Below are 14,578 nucleotides of genomic sequence, written 5' to 3'. Positions count from 1 at the left end.
TTCGCTTTTGTGGTATAATAAGTACTATGCAGAAAAAACCAACGTCAGCCTATGTGCACATCCCATTTTGTACCCAGATTTGTTATTATTGTGATTTTTCAAAAGTTTTTATTAAGAATCAGCCAGTCGACAGTTATTTAGAGCATCTGTTAGAAGAGTTTCGTTCTTATGATATTCAAAAGTTGCGGACCCTCTACATTGGTGGTGGGACACCAACAGCCTTGTCAGCTCCGCAACTGGAGGTGTTATTGAAGGGCTTGACTAAAAACTTGGACTTGTCTGCCTTGGAAGAGTTGACCATTGAAGCCAATCCAGGCGACTTGGAAGCGGATAAGATTGCTGTTTTGAAAAACTCGGCTGTCAATCGTGTTTCGCTAGGCGTGCAGACCTTTGACGACAAGATGCTGAAAAAGATTGGGCGCAGTCATTTGGAGAAGGATATTTATGAAAATATCGACCGCCTGAAATTGGCTGGTTTTGACAACATCTCCATTGATTTGATTTATGCGCTGCCTGGTCAGACCATGGAGCAGGTCCAGGAAAATGTGGCTAAGGCCATTGGACTGGATATTCCCCACATGAGTTTGTATAGCTTGATTTTGGAAAATCATACGGTCTTTATGAACCGTATGCGACGAGGGAAATTGCCTCTGCCTAAGGAGGAACTGGAAGCGGAGATGTTTGAGTACATCATCACTGAGCTTGAGCGAGCAGGCTTTGAGCATTATGAGATTTCTAATTTCTCCAAACCTGGTTTTGAAAGTCGCCACAATCTTATGTACTGGGACAATGCTGAATACTATGGCATCGGTGCTGGAGCATCTGGTTATGTCAATGGTATTCGATATAAAAATCATGGTCCCATTCGCCATTATCTTAATGCGGTTGAGGAAGGCAATGCTCGTATCACAGAGGAGTACCTGAGTCAAAAAGAGCAAATGGAAGAAGAAATGTTCCTGGGACTCCGCAAGAAATCAGGAGTCTCCATGGCGCGATTTGAGGAAAAATTTGGACGGTCTTTTGATGGACTTTATGGAGAAATTGTCAGAGACTTGGTTCAACAGGGTCTCATGCAAATAGACGGTGACCGAGTTCGCATGACAAAAAGAGGTCTCTTCTTAGGAGACACCGTAGCAGAACGATTTATTTTGGAGTAGGATGATGGGCTTAACTTATCAAATGAACATGAAAATTCCTTTTGATATGGCTGACATGAACGGTCATATCAAACTTCCAGATGTGATTTTGCTGTCCCTACAAGTTTCAGGGATGCAGTCGATTGAACTGGGAGTTAGTGATAAGGCCATTTTAGAAGATCATAATCTGGTCTGGATTATCACAGAATACGATATTGAGGTGGTTCGTTTGCCTCGTTTTGGGGAAGAAATCACCATCGAAACGGAAGCTTTGAGCTACAATCGGCTCTTTTGCTACCGTCGCTTTACCATTTATGATGAAGCAGGTCAGGAACTCATCCACATGATGGCGACTTTTGTTCTCATGGACCGCGACAGTCGAAAAGTCCATGCTGTTGAACCTGAGATTGTGGCTCCTTACCAGTCTGATTTTGATAAAAAACTTATCCGTGGACCGAAGTATGAGTCCTTGGAAAAGCCGATCAGCAAGGATTACCATGTTCGTTTTTACGACTTGGATATGAATGGTCATGTCAATAACAGTAAATACTTGGACTGGATTTTTGAGGTCATGGGAGCGGATTTTTTGACCCACTATATTCCCAAGAAAATCAACCTCAAGTATGTCAAGGAAGTTCGACCAGGTGGGGTAATCATATCGTCTGTTGAACGGACTGGACTGGAAAGCAAGCATGAAATTACAAGCGACGGGGCTACCAATGCACAGGCTATTATTACTTGGCAAGAAATAAAAAAGGCTTAGGGAGAAATAGATGAAATATAAAGGCTATTTAATTGATTTAGACGGAACCATTTATAAGGGCAAAGACAGAATCCCAGCAGGAGAGGCTTTTGTCCATGAATTGCAAAAGCGAGACATCCCCTATCTCTTTGTGACCAACAATACAACCCGTACTCCTGAGAGTGTTCAAGAAATGTTGGCTCAGAATTTTAATATCGATACGCCTCTATCGACTGTCTACACAGCGACTTTGGCAACTATCGACTATATGAATGACTTGGGACTGGAAAAGACTGTCTATGTTATCGGAGAATCAGGGCTCAAGGAAGCCATCAAGGCGGCTGGCTATGTGGAAGACAAGGAAAATCCTGCCTATGTGGTAGTAGGTCTGGACTGGCAAGTCGACTATGAAAAATTTGCCACAGCAACTCTAGCTATCCAAAAGGGAGCTCATTTTATTGGAACCAATCCTGACCTCAATATCCCGACAGAGCGTGGTCTTTTGCCTGGTGCTGGTTCACTGATTACCCTGCTTGAAGTAGCAACACGAGTGAAGCCTGTTTATATTGGAAAACCAAATGCCATCATTATGGACAAGGCGGTTGAGCACTTAGGTTTGGAACGTGAAGAGTTGATCATGGTTGGGGACAATTATCTGACTGATATTCGGGCTGGGATTGACAATGGCATTCCAACGCTCTTGGTGACGACAGGTTTTACCAAGGCAGAAGAAGTAGCAGACCTGCCAATCGCACCGACTCATGTGGTTTCTAGCCTTGCGGAGTGGGATTTTGATGAAAACTAAACTGACCTTTTGGGCCTCTATGCTCTTTCTCCTCTCCCTCTCAATCCTTATGACCATTTATCTGGCTTGGATTTTTTATCCGCTGGAAATTCAGTGGCTAAACTTAACGAATCGAGTCTATCTAAAACCAGAAACTATTCAATACAATTTTCATATTTTGATGAATTATCTGACCAATCCATTTAGTCAGGTCCTAGAGATGCCAGATTTTCGTTCGTCATCTGCTGGGCTACACCATTTTGCAGTGGTCAAGAATCTCTTCCACTTGGTTCAGATAGTAGCTCTAGTGACACTGCCAAGTTTCTATTTCTTTGTCAACGGGATTGTGAAAAAGGGCTTTTTGTCTCTTTATCGTAAAAGTCTCCTGGCTCTAGTGGTTTTGCCTTTGCTGATTGGGCTTGGGGGAGTTTTGATTGGTTTTGACCAATTCTTTACCCTTTTCCATCAAATTCTCTTTGTGGGAGATGATACCTGGCTTTTTGACCCAGCCAAGGATCCAGTGATTCTGATTTTGCCAGAGACCTTCTTCCTTCATGCCTTCCTCCTCTTTTTTGCCCTCTATGAGAGCTTCTTTGGCTATCTGTATCTGAAAAGTCGTAGGAAGTGAACCGAAAGCTGTTTTTAATTTGTATATATAAAAATACATATCGTTTAAAACCATCGTTAAGAGTGAATTAACCAAATCCAATTGTGTCAATCGTTCGCGAACAGTCTATTTTTCTTGAAAAAATAGGCTTTTTTTCTAAAAATCTCTAGTCAAGCGCTTTATTTTTTTGTATAATAGAAGTAGCAAAGTATAGATAAGAAGAGAAAAGCATGATTACACTATTTCTATCACCGAGCTGTACATCATGTCGTAAGGCTAAGGCCTGGTTAGAAAAACATAAGGTTCCCTTTGTGGAACACAATATTATGACCAGTCCTTTAACAAGAAAAGAATTGCAACACATCCTTTCCTTGACCGAAAATGGTACTGATGACATCATTTCAACTCGTTCAAAAATTTTTCAAAAATTGAATATTGATGTAGAGAGTATTTCGGTATCGGAATTGCTTCATTTGATTGAGCAGTATCCTAGTCTTTTGCGTCGTCCAATTATTATTGATGCCAAGCGCATGCAAATCGGTTTTAATGAAGATGAGATTCGTGCTTTTCTCCCTCGTAGTTACCGTAAGCAAGAACTAAAAGAAGCAAGAATGAGAGCTGGTATTAGTTAATGAACAAACAGTATAGTTACCCACTAGATTTGTCGTGGAGCACTGAAGAACTTGCTTCAGTGCTTTCTTTTTTTAATGATGTTGAAGCTGCCTATGAAGGCAAGGTAGAGGCTAAAAAGTTACTGGACTCCTATAAGCGATTCAAGGCGGTTGTGCCAAGAAAGAGTGAAGAAAAACGTTTGGGACGAGAATTTGAAACAGTCAGTGGCTATTCGCTTTACCGAGCAGTTCAGGCGGCTAAGGAAAAAGGGGAAGGAAAGATTTCTCTTGGAAAGTAAATTTGAATTTGCTAAAGAGCTAATTAAGAAAGCGGGTCAGTACATCCTTGACCACATGCAGGAAGACTTGCGTGTTGAGACCAAGTCCTCTCCAACAGATTTGGTGACCAGACTGGACAAGGAAGTTCAGGAACTCTTGGTTGGTGAGATTTTGTCCCGTTATCCTGAGGATAAGATTTGTGCTGAAGAAGGGTGTCTGCGAGCTTCGGTTCAAGAGGGCAAGGTTTGGGTCATTGATCCCATTGATGGTACCAATAACTTTGTAGCCCAGCAGGAAGATTTTGCTGTTATGATGGCTTATTTTGAAAATGGTCAGGGACAGTTTGGCCTAATTTATGATGTGGTCAAAGGGGATTGTTACCACGGTGGTGGGGTCTTTCCAGTTTGTCGAAATAATAAGCCCCTAGCTCCCTTTAAACCAAAACCACTTGGAGATTTTCTCATTGCAGGAAATAGTGGTATGCTAGAAACCAATGAATGGGGACTAGCTGATTTGAGTCGAGCCGTCCTCGGTGTTCGTGTCTATGGGAGTGCGGCCATTAGTTTTGCCAAGATTTTGTCAGGGCGTTTGTTGACCTATGTCACTTATCTGCAACCATGGGATTATGCTGCGGCTAGTATTTTAGGGGAAAGTCTGGGTTATCGGGTGGTGACCCTATCTGGTCAACCGCTTGATTTTCAAACCAGACAACCGGTCATGATGCTACCTCTTGAGATGCAGGAGGAAATTCAGTCCTATATTTACGAAAGGAAAAGAACTTAAATGCAATTTCCAGAAGGATTTGTTGAAAAATATGAAGAGATACTAGGAGATGAGGCAAGAGATTTTCTTGCCTCTTTTGAGGAGGAAGCGGTTTCGGCCTTTCGGGTCAATCCTTTAAAAGAAGCGCAACTTTCCTTTTCTGATACCATTCCTCAAACTCCTTGGGGACATTATGGGAAGGTTTCAGGGAAATCGCCTGAGCATGCTACTGGTTTAGTTTATTCGCAAGAACCTGCTGCTCAGATGGTTGCTCAGGTAGCCCAGCCCAGTCCTGGTATGAAGGTCTTGGACTTGGCAGCTGCACCGGGAGGTAAATCAACTCAACTAGCAGCCTATCTAGCTGGAGAGGGCCTTCTCGTCTCCAATGAAATTTCAAGCAAACGGGCTAAGATTTTAGTAGAAAACATGGAGCGCTTTGGAGCGACAAATGTTGTGGTGACCAATGAATCTGCTGACCGCTTGGCCAAGGTCTTTAAAGGCTATTTTGACCTCATTGTCCTTGATGCCCCTTGCTCTGGTGAAGGAATGTTTCGTAAGCAACCAGATGCTATGAACTATTGGAGCTTAGAGTATCCGAGTCAATGTGCTAGCTTGCAAAGAGAAATTTTAGCAGATGCAGTAACCATGCTAGCTGAAGGTGGTCGTCTGGTTTATTCAACCTGTACCTGGGCACCCGAGGAAAACGAAGAGATTGTTAAGTGGTTGCTGGAAGAGTATGATTTTGATTTGTTGCCAGTAGAGCATATCAATGGAATGGTAGCTGGTATTGACCTGCCAGAAACGGCTCGGATGTACCCTCATCAGTTTAAGGGAGAGGGTCAGTTTGTAGCCCATCTACAGTTTAAGGGTAACAATCCAACTCCTAAATGTAAGGCAAGTAAGAGCAATCTTGGTCGAGAACAAGTTGCCTTGTGGCAAGAATTTGCCCAAAACCATTTGAAGGTCAATCTACCGGGAATCTTGCAGACTTTTGGGGACCAACTCTATCTCTTACCAGAACTCTTGCCAGATTTAGGTAAGCTCAAGATTGCTCGCAATGGACTACATCTGGGCACTTTTAAGAAGAAACGCTTTGAGCCCAGTTTTGCTCTTGGTCTAGCCTTGAAACCGAGTCAGGTCGAACAATCGGTTGAAATTGGCCAAGAAGCGTTTGTCAAGTATGTGGCTGGAGAAACTGTTCAGCTGGCAGAAAGTCTGCCAAATGGTTGGTACCAAGTTTTGGTTAAAGGCAATGGCTTGGGCTTTGCAAAGGTTACTGGAAATGTTTTGAAAAATTATTTTCCAAAAGGCCTCAGATTCAAGTGAAAATGCTAGTCAAATATCTTATTCTATGTTATAGTGAAAGTATGGATTTTTTTAGTAGGATGATTCTTGATATCTTGATTGCCATCACATGTAGTTTTACTACTCAATGAAAATCAAAGAGCAAACTAGGAAGCTAGCCATAGATAGCTCAAAATACTGTTTTGAGGTTGCAAATAGGACTGACGGAGTCAGTTACAAAGCATTGCTTTAAAGTTGTAGATAGGACTGACCAAATAGGTACATACCTATAACAAGGCAAGGCTGACCTGGTTTGAAGAGATTTTCAAAGAGTACAAGAAGTTTAGTTATTAGCGTTCTTACCGCTTGTAAACTAGATTTCCCATAAAATAGAATCTTTTCCTTTTAGTTGTAAACTAGTCTGGGAGAGTAGAGAGGTTTGAGATACCTTTCTAGCTTTTGGATTATCATCTAAGGAGAGTAACCTTTTCCTTGCATTAAAAAGGGGAAAAAGAGACACGAAATGACTATAATGGGTGACAATGGGGGAAGGGATAGACAAGAGATTTTATCCACATATGAAAAAAGGAGGTTAGAAAAGAGTAATATAGCCTATATTATATAAATAATCAATTGCGCAGAAATTTGGTAAGAATTCATGCGTCAACTCATAAAGAACTACTTAAAAAATTCACAGTATTCATAATTATTTTCGAGGAGAAAAACAGTGAAAAAAAGAAAAAAGCTTGCTCTGTCTCTTATCGCTTTTTGGCTGACGGCTTGTTTAGTAGGCTGTGCTAGCTGGATTGATCGTGGAGAATCCATAACGGCTGTTGGCTCAACTGCCTTGCAACCCTTGGTTGAAGTAGCGGCAGATGAATTTGGCACGATCCATGTTGGAAAAACGGTCAATGTCCAAGGGGGAGGTTCTGGTACAGGCTTGTCCCAGGTTCAGTCTGGGGCAGTTGATATAGGAAACTCAGATGTATTTGCTGAGGAAAAAGACGGAATTGATGCTTCTGCTCTTGTTGACCACAAGGTCGCGGTAGCTGGCTTGGCTCTGATTGCCAATAAGGAGGTTGATGTTGATAACCTAACGACAGAGCAACTTCGTCAAATCTTCATAGGTGAGGTAACCAATTGGAAAGAGGTTGGTGGTAAGGACTTACCCATCTCTGTTATCAATCGGGCAGCCGGCTCTGGCTCTCGTGCTACCTTTGATACTGTCATTATGGAAGGTCAGTCTGCCATGCAAAGTCAGGAGCAGGATTCAAATGGAGCGGTAAAATCAATCGTATCAAAAAGTCCAGGAGCTATCTCTTATTTATCTCTTACCTATATAGATGATTCGGTCAAAAGCATGAAGTTGAATGGTTATGACTTAAGTCCAGAAAATATAAGTAGCAATAATTGGCCCTTGTGGTCTTATGAGCATATGTATACATTGGGGCAGCCCAATGAGTTAGCTGCAGAATTTCTCAATTTTGTTCTCTCGGATGAGACCCAAGAAGGGATTGTCAAAGGATTGAAGTATATTCCGATTAAGGAAATGAAGGTTGAAAAAGATGCTGCCGGAACTGTGACAGTGTTGGAAGGGAGACAATAATGAATCAAGAAGAATTAGCTAAGAAAATGTTGCTTCCATCAAAGAATTCTCGTCTGGAGAAATTAGGAAAAGGTTTGACCTTTGCCTGTCTTTCTTTGATAGTCATCCTTGTGGCCATGATTTTGGTTTTCGTAGCGCAAAAAGGCTTGTCGACCTTCTTTGTCAATGGTGTGAATATCTTTGACTTTCTTTTGGGAGGAACTTGGAATCCTTCTAGTAAAGAATTTGGTGCCCTTCCTATGATTTTGGGTTCCTTTATCGTTACCATTCTCTCAGCCCTTATCGCAACCCCCTTTGCTATTGGTGCAGCAGTTTTTATGACCGAAGTATCACCAAAAGGGGCGAAGATTTTGCAACCAGCTATTGAACTCCTGGTTGGGATTCCTTCAGTAGTGTATGGATTTATTGGCTTGCAAGTCGTCGTTCCCTTTGTTCGCAGTGTCTTTGGTGGGACTGGTTTTGGGATTTTGTCAGGGATTTCCGTCCTCTTTGTCATGATTTTGCCGACCGTAACCTTTATGACAACGGATAGCTTGCGTGCGGTTCCTCGTTATTATCGTGAGGCTAGTTTCGCTATGGGAGCCACTCGCTGGCAGACTATCTGGCGTGTGATCTTGAAGGCGGCCCGTTCTGGTATTTTCACTGCAGTGGTCTTTGGGATGGCGCGTGCCTTTGGTGAGGCTTTAGCTATCCAGATGGTTGTCGGAAACTCAGCTGTTATCCCAACTTCCTTGACCACACCAGCTGCAACTTTAACTTCTATATTAACTATGGGAATTGGGAACACTGTCATGGGAACTGTAAATAATAATGTTCTCTGGTCACTGGCCTTGGTACTGCTCTTGATGAGTTTAGTTTTTAACAGTGTGATTAAATTGATTACGAAAGAAAGAGGAAAGAAAAATTATGCGCGCTAAGAAATTAGATAAACTTGCAACAGCTGTCCTCTATACGATTGCTAGCATCATTGTGACAATCTTGGCTTCCTTGATTCTCTATATCTTGGTTCGGGGCTTGCCCCATATCTCTTGGTCTTTCTTGACTGGAAGGTCTTCTGCTTTTCAAGCAGGTGGTGGGATTGGCATTCAGCTTTACAATTCCTTTTTCCTATTGGTCATTACCTTGATTATTTCTGTACCTCTTTCTATGGGAGCTGGGATTTACTTGGCTGAATATGCTAAAAAAGGTCCTGTTACCAACTTTGTGCGGACTTGTATTGAAATTTTGTCCTCTTTACCATCAGTGGTGGTGGGTCTCTTTGGTTACTTGATCTTTGTAGTCCAGTTTGAGTATGGATTTTCAATCATTTCAGGTGCCTTGGCCTTGACAGTCTTTAACTTGCCTCAGATGACGCGTAATGTAGAGGATAGTTTGAAACACGTTCACCATACCCAACGTGAGGCTGGTCTGGCTCTTGGGATTTCTCGCTGGGAGACAGTGGTTCATGTTGTTATTCCAGAAGCGCTTCCAGGTATTGTAACGGGTGTCGTCTTGGCATCTGGTCGTATCTTTGGCGAAGCTGCAGCTCTGATCTATACAGCAGGGCAATCGGCGCCAGCTCTTGACTGGTCTAACTGGAATATCCTCAGTGTGACTAGCCCCATCTCTATCTTCCGTCAAGCAGAAACCTTGGCTGTCCATATCTGGAAAGTCAATAGTGAAGGCACTATTCCAGATGGAACTATTGTATCAGCAGGTTCTGCCGCTGTGCTCCTCATCTTTATCCTGATTTTTAACTTTGGAGCTCGTAAGTTCGGAAACTATCTACACAAGAAATTAACCGCTGTCTAAAGGAGAAGCCATGTCAACATATAATTGGGATGAGAAGCATATCCTTACCTTTCCTGAAGAAAAAGTAGCCCTTTCTACTAAGGATGTCCATGTTTACTATGGTAAAAATGAATCCATTAAGGGGATTGATATGCAATTTGAAAGAAATAAAATTACAGCTTTGATTGGTCCGTCGGGATCGGGGAAATCTACCTACTTACGCAGTCTCAATCGCATGAATGATACTATTGATATTGCTAAAGTAACTGGGCAGATTCTCTATCGTGGAATTGATGTCAACCGTCCAGAAATCAACGTTTATGAAATGCGTAAACACATTGGAATGGTTTTTCAACGCCCTAATCCATTTGCTAAGTCAATTTACCGTAATATTACCTTTGCGCATGAACGTGCTGGAGTTAAGGATAAGCAAGTCCTAGATGAAATCGTAGAAACCTCCCTTCGTCAGGCTGCCCTCTGGGATCAGGTTAAAGACGATCTCCACAAGTCAGCCTTGACCTTATCAGGTGGTCAGCAACAACGTCTCTGTATTGCTCGTGCCATCTCTGTTAAGCCAGATATCCTCTTAATGGATGAGCCAGCCTCAGCCTTGGATCCGATTGCGACCATGCAACTAGAAGAGACCATGTTTGAGCTCAAGAAAGACTTTACCATCATCATTGTAACGCATAATATGCAGCAGGCTGCTCGTGCAAGTGACTATACAGGCTTCTTTTACTTGGGTGATTTGATTGAGTATGACAAAACTGCAACTATTTTCCAAAATGCCAAGCTACAGTCCACCAATGACTATGTATCTGGTCACTTTGGTTAGAAAGGAAACCGTATGACAGATGCGATTTTACAGGTATCAGACCTGTCCGTTTATTATAATAAAAAGAAGGCTTTGAATAGTGTTTCCCTATCTTTCCAACCTAAGGAAATTACAGCCTTGATTGGTCCATCTGGATCAGGGAAGTCAACCCTCCTCAAGTCTCTCAACCGCATGGGAGATCTCAATCCAGAGGTGACCACAACTGGATCCGTGGTGTACAATGGTCACAACATCTACAGTCCGCGTACAGATACGGTTGAATTACGTAAGGAAATCGGAATGGTTTTCCAACAACCTAATCCTTTCCCTATGACTATCTATGAGAATGTTGTCTACGGGCTTCGTATCAATGGAATTAAGGATAAGCTGGTTCTGGATGAAGCCGTAGAAAAAGCCTTGCAAGGTGCCTCTATCTGGGATGAGGTCAAGGATCGTCTACATGATTCAGCTATTGGATTGTCAGGTGGTCAACAGCAGCGTGTCTGTGTGGCCCGTGTCTTGGCAACCAGTCCTAAAATCATCCTCTTGGATGAGCCAACTTCGGCTTTGGATCCGATTTCAGCTGGTAAAATTGAGGAAACCTTGTATGGTCTAAAAGACAAGTACACCATGCTTCTGGTAACCCGTTCCATGCAACAAGCTTCACGTATCTCTGATAAGACAGGATTTTTCCTAGATGGAGATTTGATTGAATTTAATGATACCAAGCAGATGTTCCTTGATCCCCAACACAAGGAAACGGAAGACTATATTACAGGAAAATTTGGATAAGGAGATGAAAGATGTTACGATCTCAATTTGAAGAAGATTTAGAGAAATTACATAACCAGTTCTACGCTATGGGACAAGAAGTGCTCTCACAAATCAATCGTACGGTGCGTGCCTTTGTCACGCATGACCGTGACCTGGCAAAAGAGGTCATCGAAGATGACGCAGAAGTAAATGAATACGAAGTGAAACTGGAAAAGAAATCATTTGAAATGATTGCACTCCAACAACCAGTCTCTCAAGATTTGCGTACAGTCTTGACTGTCCTTAAGGCTGTATCAGATGTGGAGCGTATGGGGGATCACGCTGTAGCCATTGCCCAGGCAACCATCCGTATGAAGGGGGAAGAGCGCATCCCAGCTGTAGAGGAAGAAATTCAAAAAATGGGACGTGAAGTTAAAAGCGTTGTTGAAGCAGCACTTGATCTTTATCTTAATGGTTCTGTTGACGACGCATACCGGGTAGCCTCCATGGATGAGCAAATTAATCACTATTTTGAAACTATCCGTGACCTTGCGACTGAAGAGATTAAGAAAAATCCAGAAGCCATTGTTACGGGTCGTGATTATTTCCAAGTTATTTCCTACTTGGAGCGTATCGGTGACTATGCTAAAAATATCTGTGAATGGGTTGTCTACTTTGAAACAGGTAAGATTGTCGAATTATAAAGTATTCAAAGGATAAAATTATTGTGAAAGCTTACTTTTTAATACAGTAAGCTTTCATTGTATAGATAGTTTACTTTGTCAGAGGTGAATAATGAACTACATACAGAATATCAGAAAAAAGTTGGAAAAGATAAGATTATTTTAAATTTTACCTGTGGAATATTAAGTCAATCAGGAAAAATTTTATTACAAAAACGAGCAGATAAAGGAACGTGGGGATTACCAGGTGGTGCTCTTGAATTAGGAGAATCGGCTTTAGAAGCTTTAGTGCGAGAGTTTTATGAAGAAACAGGAGTCGAAGTGAGGGTGGAAAAACTCTTAAATGTTTATACAAAATATTCAGACAGTTATCCGAATGGTGATGAGGCTCAAGTTCTTACAATCTTGTATTTAGTTTCATCTGAAACTTCTATCTCTACAAATTTTTTTACAAGTGATGAAACTTTAGAATTAGGATTTTTTGATCATAGTGACATACAAAATATTGCAATTGTAAACCAGCAGCATCAAGATATGATAAATGATTTTTTTGAAAATAAGTTCCCAATAGATAGATAAACTAACCACTGTATTTCTATTTTTTAGTAAATATATTTTATGAAAATGCAAGAAAATACTTGACAAGCAATTTAGATATCGTTATAATTATACAAAATTAACAGAGGGGTTGTTTATTTATGAAATCAAAAAAATGGATATTTGTTTTATGTAATTTTCTTGCAAGTTTCTTCTTAGTAGCTTGCCAGTCAGGTTCGAATGGTTCTCAGTCAGCTGTTGAGGCCATTAAGCAAAAGGGGAAATTAGTTGTGGCAACCAGTCCTGACTATGCACCCTTTGAATTTCAATCATTGGTTGATAGAAAGAACCAGGTAGTCGGTGCAGACATCGACATGGCTCAGGCTATCGCTGATGAACTTGGGGTGAAGTTAGAAATCTCAAGCATGAGTTTTGACAATGTTTTAACCAGTCTACAAACAGGTAAGGCTGACCTAGCAGTTGCGGGAATTAGCGCTACTGACGAGAGAAAAGAAGTCTTTGATTTTTCAATCCCTTACTATGAAAACAAGATTAGTTTCTTGGTTCGTAAGGCTGATGTAGAAAAATACAAGGATTTAACTAGCCTAGAAAGTGATAATATTGCAGCCCAAAAAGGGACTGTTCCAGAATCAATGGTCAAGGAACAATTGCCAAAAGCTCAATTAACTTCCCTAACTAATATGGGTGAAGCAGTTAATGAATTGCAGACTGGAAAAGTAGATGCTGTTCATATGGATGAGCCTGTTGCACTTAGTTATGCTGCTAAAAACGCAGACCTAGCTGTCGCAACTGTTAGCTTGAAGATGAAGGACGGCGACGCCAATGCCGTTGCTCTTAGAAAAAATAGTGATGATTTGAGAGAAGTGGTAGACAAGGTCATCCAAAAACTCAAGGATGAAGGAATTTACCAAAGCTATCTTGAAAAAGCAGCAAGTCTAACTGAAGTTGAAGAATAAGAAAAAGCAGAGTTGGATGTCATTCCAATTCTGCTTTTAAATAGTTTAAAACCTTTTCCAGATTGTCTAGGGACACCTTGGCAAATTGATAAGGACAGGTGCTTAAATAGGCCTCTTCAAAGAAGTCCAAGCCTAGTTGACTGTGTTTGAGATTGGCGATTTTAGGATACTGTCTCAGGTCTAGCAATAAACCATCGTGAAGAGGAAAATGAGGAAGAGGACAGGGGCTGTAAGCTAGTCTTTCCTTGATTTGTTTTTGGTAAGTTTCTTGATTATTCAAGCGAGTCAGACGATTTTTCTCAAACAATTGACTATCGATATAGAGTGATAAGGCCTTTTGCATGATGAGGTTGCTGTCGTAGTCTAGGATATTTTTGTAGGCCACAAATGCTTCTTTGATAGCATTTGGAAGAATGAGTGCTGTAATACGAAGGGCTGGAAAGAGGCTGGTCGAGAAGGACTTGATATAAATGACACGCTCCTCTGTATCAAGATAGTGGAAGGTTTGGCCCTTCTTGGAGTCCAAATCACCCAGATAATCGTCCTCTACGATATAGACATCATACTTGGCTGCTAAGTCAAGAATAGCTCGTTTGTCCTGCTCAGAATAGGAATGGCCTAGAGGATAGTGAAATCGAGGAATGGTATAGAAAAACTTAATTTTTCCTGTTTTGAAGTGGCCTTCCAGTTCCTTCAAGTCAATCCCATCAATGCCTCGTTCAATCGTTTGATAGTCCAGACCCTGAGCAATCAAGAGGCGATTCATTCGATGGTAGGTCGGTTGTTCCATCAAGATTTCCTTGGCTTGGCTAGGGAAGGAAATTTGAGAAAGGATAAACAAGGCTTGTTGGGTTCCAGAAGTCAGTACCAGTTGGTCAGCCTTGCAGTAGAGGGCTTGGTCAAAGAGGAGTTGGTGAATGGATTGTCTTAAGTCTTCTAAACCTTCTTGATTTTCATAGTAGTTGAAGAGGTAGTTTTCCCGGCCAATCAAAGTTTCATTGACACAGAGTCGGAAATCGTCATAGGCGCTGGCGTGTTCATCCGTAACCTCGATTTCGAGGTCTTGGTGTTGCCCTTGTTCTAGGACATAGTAGCCACTCTGGGGCTTGGCATAGAGGTATTGTTCGTACCGTAATTCCAGCAGGGCGCGCTGAACGGTGTCCTTGCTACAGTGAAAGTCAAGGCTTAGTTGACGGATAGAAGGCAGGCGACTTCCCGTCGGAAAGCGTCCAG

At 41.7% G+C, this 14,578-nt stretch carries 17 protein-coding genes; 16 read left to right on the top strand and 1 reads right to left on the bottom strand.

Annotation, left to right across the window (positions count from 1 at the left end):
* Window positions 1-26 precede the first annotated feature (26 nt).
* The 16 genes from hemW (at window position 27) to HT729_RS01010 (ending at window position 13,345) form a co-directional block, all read left to right on the top strand.
* Complete coding sequence (hemW, locus tag HT729_RS01085; protein ID WP_001170091.1) at window positions 27-1,157, top strand: radical SAM family heme chaperone HemW; 1,131 nt, start codon at window positions 27-29, stop codon at window positions 1,155-1,157.
* Window positions 1,158-1,161: 4 nt separating this feature from the next.
* Window positions 1,162-1,899: an acyl-[acyl-carrier-protein] thioesterase gene (locus tag HT729_RS01080; protein ID WP_000524808.1), complete on the top strand. Its 738-nt coding sequence runs from the start codon at window positions 1,162-1,164 to the stop codon at window positions 1,897-1,899.
* Between the two features lie 10 nt (window positions 1,900-1,909).
* On the top strand, window positions 1,910-2,683 hold the full coding sequence (locus HT729_RS01075; protein ID WP_119948167.1) for a TIGR01457 family HAD-type hydrolase: 774 nt from the start codon (window positions 1,910-1,912) through the stop codon (window positions 2,681-2,683).
* Window positions 2,673-3,290, top strand: coding sequence for a TIGR01906 family membrane protein (locus HT729_RS01070; protein WP_172925241.1), 618 nt, complete (start codon window positions 2,673-2,675; stop codon window positions 3,288-3,290). Before HT729_RS01075 ends, HT729_RS01070 begins: the two co-directional genes overlap by 11 nt.
* A 209-nt stretch (window positions 3,291-3,499) precedes the next feature.
* Window positions 3,500-3,901 carry a Spx/MgsR family RNA polymerase-binding regulatory protein gene (locus HT729_RS01065; RefSeq protein WP_000631259.1) on the top strand — a complete coding sequence of 134 codons (402 nt, stop codon included), beginning with the start codon at window positions 3,500-3,502 and terminating at the stop codon, window positions 3,899-3,901.
* On the top strand, window positions 3,901-4,179 hold the full coding sequence (locus HT729_RS01060; protein ID WP_001041980.1) for a UPF0223 family protein: 279 nt from the start codon (window positions 3,901-3,903) through the stop codon (window positions 4,177-4,179). Before HT729_RS01065 ends, HT729_RS01060 begins: the two co-directional genes overlap by 1 nt.
* Entirely contained in the window at window positions 4,169-4,942 is a 774-nt protein-coding gene (locus tag HT729_RS01055) for an inositol monophosphatase family protein (protein ID WP_000444027.1), read from the top strand. Before HT729_RS01060 ends, HT729_RS01055 begins: the two co-directional genes overlap by 11 nt.
* On the top strand, window positions 4,943-6,247 hold the full coding sequence (locus tag HT729_RS01050; RefSeq protein WP_001160256.1) for an RsmF rRNA methyltransferase first C-terminal domain-containing protein: 1,305 nt from the start codon (window positions 4,943-4,945) through the stop codon (window positions 6,245-6,247).
* 685 nt (window positions 6,248-6,932) lie between these two features.
* A complete protein-coding gene (pstS, locus tag HT729_RS01045; RefSeq protein WP_000746334.1) occupies window positions 6,933-7,811 on the top strand; it encodes a phosphate ABC transporter substrate-binding protein PstS in 879 nt (292 codons plus the stop codon).
* Window positions 7,811-8,728 (top strand): phosphate ABC transporter permease subunit PstC, encoded by a 918-nt coding sequence (pstC, locus tag HT729_RS01040; protein ID WP_001070908.1) that lies wholly within the window; start codon window positions 7,811-7,813, stop codon window positions 8,726-8,728. Before pstS ends, pstC begins: the two co-directional genes overlap by 1 nt.
* Window positions 8,718-9,602: a phosphate ABC transporter permease PstA gene (pstA, locus tag HT729_RS01035; RefSeq protein ID WP_001201787.1), complete on the top strand. Its 885-nt coding sequence runs from the start codon at window positions 8,718-8,720 to the stop codon at window positions 9,600-9,602. Before pstC ends, pstA begins: the two co-directional genes overlap by 11 nt.
* A gap of 10 nt (window positions 9,603-9,612) precedes the next feature.
* Complete coding sequence (gene pstB / locus HT729_RS01030; protein ID WP_000109215.1) at window positions 9,613-10,416, top strand: phosphate ABC transporter ATP-binding protein PstB; 804 nt, start codon at window positions 9,613-9,615, stop codon at window positions 10,414-10,416.
* A gap of 12 nt (window positions 10,417-10,428) precedes the next feature.
* A complete protein-coding gene (pstB, locus tag HT729_RS01025) occupies window positions 10,429-11,187 on the top strand; it encodes a phosphate ABC transporter ATP-binding protein PstB (protein ID WP_000128635.1) in 759 nt (252 codons plus the stop codon).
* Between the two features lie 11 nt (window positions 11,188-11,198).
* Window positions 11,199-11,852, top strand: a complete 654-nt coding sequence (phoU, locus tag HT729_RS01020) for a phosphate signaling complex protein PhoU (RefSeq protein WP_000946465.1) — start codon at window positions 11,199-11,201, stop codon at window positions 11,850-11,852.
* An 84-nt stretch (window positions 11,853-11,936) separates the two neighbouring features.
* The gene (locus HT729_RS01015) at window positions 11,937-12,410 is read left to right on the top strand and encodes an NUDIX domain-containing protein (RefSeq protein WP_033605139.1); all 474 of its coding nucleotides are present in this window, start codon (window positions 11,937-11,939) and stop codon (window positions 12,408-12,410) included.
* A gap of 119 nt (window positions 12,411-12,529) precedes the next feature.
* Entirely contained in the window at window positions 12,530-13,345 is an 816-nt protein-coding gene (locus HT729_RS01010) for an ABC transporter substrate-binding protein (protein ID WP_172931566.1), read from the top strand.
* A 19-nt stretch (window positions 13,346-13,364) separates the two neighbouring features.
* Here HT729_RS01010 and HT729_RS01005 read toward each other — a convergent pair.
* Window positions 13,365-14,578, bottom strand: a 1,214-nt coding sequence (locus HT729_RS01005; protein WP_172931565.1) for a PLP-dependent aminotransferase family protein, incomplete at its 5' end; no start/stop codon positions are given.

The organism is Streptococcus sp. 79 (genome assembly GCF_013277425.1).
In the GTDB taxonomy this organism is placed as follows: domain Bacteria; phylum Bacillota; class Bacilli; order Lactobacillales; family Streptococcaceae; genus Streptococcus; species Streptococcus pseudopneumoniae.
The sequence above is the reverse complement of the archived record's forward strand: the minus strand, read 5'-3'. Positions and strand labels throughout refer to the sequence as shown.